Origin of the sequence: Desulfonatronospira sp. MSAO_Bac3, from assembly GCF_003838035.1 — a bacterium.
In the GTDB taxonomy this organism is placed as follows: domain Bacteria; phylum Desulfobacterota; class Desulfovibrionia; order Desulfovibrionales; family Desulfonatronovibrionaceae; genus Desulfonatronospira; species Desulfonatronospira thiodismutans.
In genome coordinates, this window is record NZ_QYZY01000323.1 from 1 (window position 1) to 6,243 (window position 6,243).

The 6,243-nt window shown below is 53.0% G+C and carries 4 protein-coding genes; 2 read left to right on the forward strand and 2 right to left on the reverse strand.

Annotation, left to right across the window (positions count from 1 at the left end):
- Positions 1–850 (reverse strand): putative metalloprotease CJM1_0395 family protein (locus D5S03_RS11285; protein ID WP_287044063.1); only part of this gene is annotated, 850 nt, incomplete at its 3' end.
- A 406-nt stretch (positions 851–1,256) separates the two neighbouring features.
- Between D5S03_RS11285 and D5S03_RS11290 the strand changes: the two genes are divergently transcribed.
- The gene (locus D5S03_RS11290; RefSeq protein WP_287044064.1) at positions 1,257–2,039 is read left to right on the forward strand and encodes a DUF362 domain-containing protein; all 783 of its coding nucleotides are present in this window, start codon (positions 1,257–1,259) and stop codon (positions 2,037–2,039) included.
- Positions 2,040–2,434: 395 nt separating this feature from the next.
- Here the strand turns inward: D5S03_RS11290 and D5S03_RS11295 are convergent, their stop codons facing one another.
- Positions 2,435–3,634 carry a YeeE/YedE thiosulfate transporter family protein gene (locus D5S03_RS11295; protein WP_008871610.1) on the reverse strand — a complete coding sequence of 400 codons (1,200 nt, stop codon included), beginning with the start codon at positions 3,632–3,634 and terminating at the stop codon, positions 2,435–2,437.
- A gap of 353 nt (positions 3,635–3,987) precedes the next feature.
- Here D5S03_RS11295 and D5S03_RS11300 point away from each other — a divergent pair, with 353 nt between their 5' ends.
- A complete protein-coding gene (locus D5S03_RS11300; protein ID WP_008871609.1) occupies positions 3,988–5,901 on the forward strand; it encodes a UvrD-helicase domain-containing protein in 1,914 nt (637 codons plus the stop codon).
- Positions 5,902–6,243: the final 342 nt, after the last annotated feature.

Here is a 6,243-nt window from a genome sequence, read left to right on the forward strand (position 1 = left end):
GTTCTTCCTGGCGCTGCTCGGTCCGGGCTTCAGCCTCCATTCTGGCGGCGTCTGCAGCTACTCTTTGATCCTGGGGGGAGGGGTTTGCCGGGGCCAGGGCCGCCCGGCGCACGGTACGGGCCTTTTCCTCGGTCTTTTCAGCGTCTCCGGGTACAGGTGAGGAGTCTATGGAGACCTCTCCTTCAACCGCGTACTGCCTGCCATCCGGCCCTGTCTCATAGGAATAGCTGGCCCCGCCGGTTACATACTGGCCCCCGGCTGCGATGTGGGCCTGTTCATGGGCGCGCACTTCGGCGTCACGCTGTCTTAGTTCCTGCAGTTCCTGTCGTTCTTCAGCCGAAAGTTCTGTTTCACCTCGCAGACTGTATTCTTCTTCACCCTGCTTATAGTCTTCACTGTGATGGTCAATGTCGCCCCGGGGAGAGGACTGCACTTCTTCCTGGGTGCCGGGTGAATCTTTTTGGGGTTTGTCTTCCAGGCCATGTTCCTGGTTTCCCCGGGAATGCCTGTCCCGGTGATCAGTTTCAGGTAATGGCCGGGCGTCAGGGCCATATCCAGCGCCTTGTTCCGGCCCGGCAGAGATATTTATCCCGGAGGCTGACTTGCGGGTCTGCTGATTTTCCGGAGCATGGGAAAAAACAGCTCTGTCCCCCTGCAGTATGTGACCGGCTGTCATATCAGCGCCAAAGGAGCTTTTGCCGGCTTGCATATCTGTTTGTGATGCAGTCTCGGAGCCGCAGGTAGAACATGGAGATTCGCAGCAGGTATGCGACTGTCCCTGTTCAGCTGACTGAAAGCCGCTTATGCCCGCATGGTCGAATGTCGGGGAATTTTCCGTTGAAACCTGCATTCCATACCCCTCCCTGAAAAGGTCTGGTTATATCTTGTCAGAATCGTCGGAACTCATTTGTCTGACAGCAGAACAAACTAATGCTGATAACTCTATCGGCTGTTCGTGGGAAAACTTTAGGCTTAATGCTGAAATTTTGCCTGTCATGCCTCCGGCGTGATTAAATTTCTTCCTTTGCGATCTTCGCGCCTTTGCGTGAGAAAATGTTTTTGGGTTGCGGGAGTAGCCAGCAGCTTAATTTTTTTATAAATTCTGACACAAAGCCCAGGATGATTATTATAAATTCCTGGAGACTTGTTTTTTGCCGGCTGGTTTAATAAGGAGTTTTCCAGCCCGGGAACAAAAAAACACGTAATCAGAGAATGAAAATATAATGCAAATAAAAGATGGGTTGGAAGCACACAGTATGGTCACAGTAGAGACATACAGGGGCTATGAGGACACTGTCAGGGCATGTCTGGACCGTATCGGGGCCGGCAGTGCCATGCGGCGGCGCAGGCTCATCTGGATAAAGCCCAACCTGGTCAATGACTCGCCTTTTCCGGTGACCAGTGATCCGGAAATGATCCGGGCGGTGGTTGAGTATGTCCGGGAAAATTCCAGGGCCAGGATAATTATTGCCGAAGGCTGCGGGGACTCTGGAATGGAAACCCGTGAAGTCTTTGAATCCCTGGGGTACGACAGGCTTGCAGCAGAGCTTGGAGTGGAGCTTCTGGACCTGAATCATGAACCCCTGAAAAGGCTTAGTAATCCCGGGTTGGAGTTTCTGCCGGAAATATATCTGCCCAAAAGGATTTTTTCCGGGATGCTCATATCCGTGCCGGTTTTAAAGCGCCATTCCCTGGCCGGGGTTACCCTGGCCATGAAAAATCTCATGGGGCTGGCTCCGCCAAAGCATTATCAGCAGGGTGGCAGCTGGAAAAAATCTTATTTTCACAGCCGGATGCAGCGCAGCATATTCGAGCTCAACTGTTACCGCAAACCGGACCTGTCCATTGTGGATGCCAGGGTGGGCCTGGCCCAGTATCATCTGGGCGGTGCAGAGTGTTCCCCGCCGGTAAACAGAATACTGGCCGGTTTTGATCCCGTGGCCGTGGATGCGGCCGGGGCAGAGCTGCTCGGGCTTTCATGGCAGGATGTGGGACATATCCGCATGGCACACGGGGTGCTGGGAAATGCCCAGTGGTAAGCCACCAGGCTTTTTACACGGCCCTGCGCGAAAAAAGAGGTCCCCTGGGGGCAAATTCCGAAAAAGGATGGGATTTCATGCAACCACCCCCGGCCTTAAGAAGTATGGAGGGGAATTAATACCGTGCCCGTAATCCCATACCAAGTAGCAGACAGGGCATCAGAAATCAGCTGCCCAATGTTGTTTTGAAATTTTTGCTAAGGGCCTCACATGAAAAGCAGCTTATGCAGGTTCGCTTTTGAGACGCGACTGCAGAAAGTCTTTTTTGCCACGCGTCTTCGCGTGACAGGAATCAGTAAAAACAAAGAGTGATATAATTGGTTCGTTCCTGAATTCCTGATTGCCTGACTGTTTGCAGGCGTATCATGGCAGGCAATCTTTGCAGAAGCGTTCACCTAACCATCTCTTGGTGAACCGAACACGGCCATCCTGCCAGTTTTTGCATTCCATGCGGCCAGGGCCAGCCAGAGCAAAGGCACAGCCAGAAAAAACAGAAATGACAGGGGCCAGCCCATGAGTTCAGGCAGAAAAAAAGCCTCTCCCAGGAACCCGGCAGGCTCAAACTTCTGTACCAGGAAAAAACCAAGAGAGCTGAACACGGCAAAGGCAAGCATGCTGAGCATCACCCGCACATGCCCCTCGCCTGCACGCCACAGAGTGCCTGTTGCGCAGGTTCCGGCCTGCAGCATGCCAAAGCCGAAAATTACTCCCCCTGAGAAGCTGCCCAGCCAGAAAGGATGCTGCACTCCTGCGGACTCCGGCTGAATAAGCGCCAGTTTGAGCAGGCCGGCACCCAGACCGTAAATCACCAGGCTAAACGCGATGACTTTGACCATGGCATAATCGCCGTTTATGAATGGCTCCCTGAAGGCCTGGGCAAAGCAGAGCCTTGAACGCTGCAAAGTTATGCCTATCAGTGCTCCCAGGAGCAGAAGACCTGCTTCCCGGGCATGTCCCTGGAAAAGATAGTATAGAAATAGCCCTGCCAGAAAAAAGACAAAACACCATCCCGCCAGGACGCCCAGAGATGAAACCTGCTCCGGCGCATTGTCCGACTTGCCCTCTGTCTTGCACGGGCACTGTGCCCTGAGCCTTGTTGCAATATTATAAAGCTCCCAGCGCAGAAATCGTACCCCCAGGTAACCGCCAAGGATCAGTCCCGGCAGCATGGCGTATCCACCCAGGGAAAACATGGCGGTTGCATTGTAAAAGCCGCCGACATTGCACCCTGCAGCCAGAGCAGCGCCGATCCCCATCAAAGTCCCTCCTGTGAGGCTTTTGACATACCCGTACCATGAAGAGCGCCTCAACCTGATCCGGCCGGATAAAAACGCAGCCGCCACGGCCCCTGCCAGCAGACCGGCATTGGTTATGGACCCTGGATGCAGCCAGACTTTCTCGGGGCGTTCCGGGTAAAGCCCGACACCGTAGAAAAACCAGTCCCCCCAGTTGCGGAATCCGGCTGTTATCCCCCACATGTCATGCCAGACGAAAACGCCCAGGGCCAGCAAAGCCAGAAGAACTCCTCCGGTCCATACAGACCAGTCCCGGATAAAAAATCCTTCAGGAAGGAAAGAACCTTTGAGTTTGCTCATATCTGCTCCTTTCTTGCAGCAATAGTCTGAAGGGCTTAAAATTGACAGTTTCTACCCAAAAGTAACAGTAAATATATTTCTTGCAGGCCATGGACCCCAAAAATGCTGACAATGCCTGCTGACTGTTTCAGACAGCAACGCCTGTGCCACCTGCTTATGGGCATTGCCGCATCCATGCAGGCAGATCCAAGGTATGCAGAATCAATGGTGTTTATCTGCAAACCCCCAATTATTTAAACGACTGTTTAAACACATCCACAGTCTTCTCCCGCAAAACGATTTCTTGCTGGCACACCCAAATAAGGCCCTGCCTGCGGTTTGCAAAATAATCATTACATTATTATCATGGATACATGGACGATAATTTCATCAAGGCAGAAGAAGATCGATTGCAGGATGTCTGCCGCATAGCTGACATATATGCCCGGAGCCGGCTGGAAAAAGCATCTGAGTTTGCTGAAGAAGTAAAACAGCTGGAGGAAGAAAGACTCAAGTCTCAATCCTCCCTGGAAAAAGACCGTCTGACCAGAGAGATCAGGCAGCGAGCACCCCTTGATCCATCCAGATTCAATCCTGCATTCGAGTACCCGGATGCACCCTACCTGGCCGGACTGGTCATAAAAGACGACGATGCCAAAATCGGGCGTAGACATTACCTCTTCGGTAAACAGGGCCTTGCCGACGTGCGCACCCAGGCCCAGGTGGTGATTGACTGGCGCGATGCCAGGATATCCCGCCTGTACTACGAATGGGAAGAAGGAGAAGAATACGAGGAAGATATAAACGGCAAAGAGCGCACCGGGGTGATCCAGAAAAAGATCTCCTACGGCATCAGGCAGAGAGAGCTTTTGTCCATCAGGACCGGCCGGGAATTCATAGAAAAAAGAAACGGCTCCTGGAAACCGGAAGACGGTGAAAACATCTCCATTACCAGGAAGGAGGAATCCGGGGATCACCGGCTCACGGATATAATCTCGCTTATCTCTCCGGAACAGTTTTCCCTGATCACCAGGGAACATGAGGGCTGCTTTTACCTTACCGGCGGGGCTGGTTCAGGCAAGACAACCGTGGCCCTGCACCGGCTGTCCTATCTTCTGTACAATTACCCGGACAGGTTCAGGCCACAGCGCTGCTTAGTGGTCATGTTCAACCGCAGCCTGCGGGACTATATCGCCCAGACATCAAAAGACCTGCTTACGGACAGGATGCCGGTGGAGACTTTTCACTCATGGGCGGACAAGGCGCTCAAGGCCATGGGAATCAAGGTCAATTTTTCATCCAGGGAAGGCCAGGGACTGAGCTACATCAAAAAATCAGCCTCTTTTTTCCAGGCGCTCTGCGCGCACATTGAACAACAGCCTTTCCCCGGAGACTATCTGCAGGACCTGGGAATGTTTCTAAAGAACAGGAGCCTGTTGCAGCAGCACCTAAAGAAGTCCAGGCGGCTGGATGAGCTTGTCCGGGAGGGAGAAAATATCCTTACAGGCACGAGAAAGGCTCTTTCCTTTGATGATGCCGGGATTCTTCTTTATCTGGCCGGCCAGAGAAATAAAGAAAGCTGCATTCCCGGTGTGCTTGGATGGTATGACCATGTCCTGGTGGACGAGGCCCAGGACCTTTCCCTGACTGAACTTAAGGCCTTGTCCATGGCTTCGTCCAGTTCCCGGAGCATGACCGTATGCGCCGACAGGAAGCAAAAGATCCTGGATTTCGTGGATTCCGGCGGCTTCGATGCCTTTCAGCTTGATCTCAAGAAAAATAACCTCCTGTCCGGGGAACTCAGCGTCAGCTACCGCTCCACCGCCCAGATCATGAAGCTGGCCTCTCAGGTGTCCGGGTACAACCCCGGCCGTATCGCCCACGAGGGTCCGGAGCCCAAATTTCACTCCTTCCCTGACGAACAATCCGCACTGCAATCTCTCAGGCGGGGCATGGAAAATATTGTCCGCTCTGAACCCGGAGGTCTTTTTGCAGTGATCTGTCGCTACAAAAAGGAAGCCCTGACCGTAATCAAGGCCTTGCAGGGCATACCCGGGGCCAGGCTGCAGACCCAGGAGCCCAGTTTCAAGCCGGGCATCCTGGTTACCAACGTCCATCAGGTCAAGGGGCTGGAATTTTCAGGGGTAATCATCTGGAACCCGCATCAAAAAGCCTACCCGGATACACCAGCCGGGCGCAACCTGCTTTACGTGGCCCTGACCAGGGCCGGCAAAAAGCTGGCCGTATATTACTACCAGCCCCTTGCTACTTTGCTGTTGCCGCATTGACAGGTCGCGATACCCGACTTTTTGCAGGTGCATCGAGTCAGGAAACAGGTGACAGGAATCCCTGGTGAAATCTTTTCGGGAACTCCAAGGAGTTATTTCATCACGCCACAGACGTGACAGGCAGTTAAAACAAAGAGTTATAGAATTGTTTTTTTCTGGATTTTAAGTGCCTGACTTTTTGCAGGCGTATCAGGCGTAACCATTCAGGGGGTCCTTGGTATTGATTGCTGGCACCAGGCTTGGGGACTGTCCCCCGCTAAGTACTAACTGTGCACGTTCACAAAACTTCGCGTCTGTAATTTTTGCATTTGTGCAGAAAAGGTGTCGCGGGGACTGTCCCCA

What these genes read in the sequence shown, in the direction of transcription:
- D5S03_RS11290 (WP_287044064.1), top strand. Translation starts at nt 1,257, where the DNA reads ATGGTCACAGTAGAGACATACAGGGGCTATGAGGACACTGTCAGGGCA.
- D5S03_RS11295 (WP_008871610.1), bottom strand. Translation starts at nt 3,634, where the DNA reads ATGAGCAAACTCAAAGGTTCTTTCCTTCCTGAAGGATTTTTTATCCGG.
- D5S03_RS11300 (WP_008871609.1), top strand. Translation starts at nt 3,988, where the DNA reads ATGGACGATAATTTCATCAAGGCAGAAGAAGATCGATTGCAGGATGTC.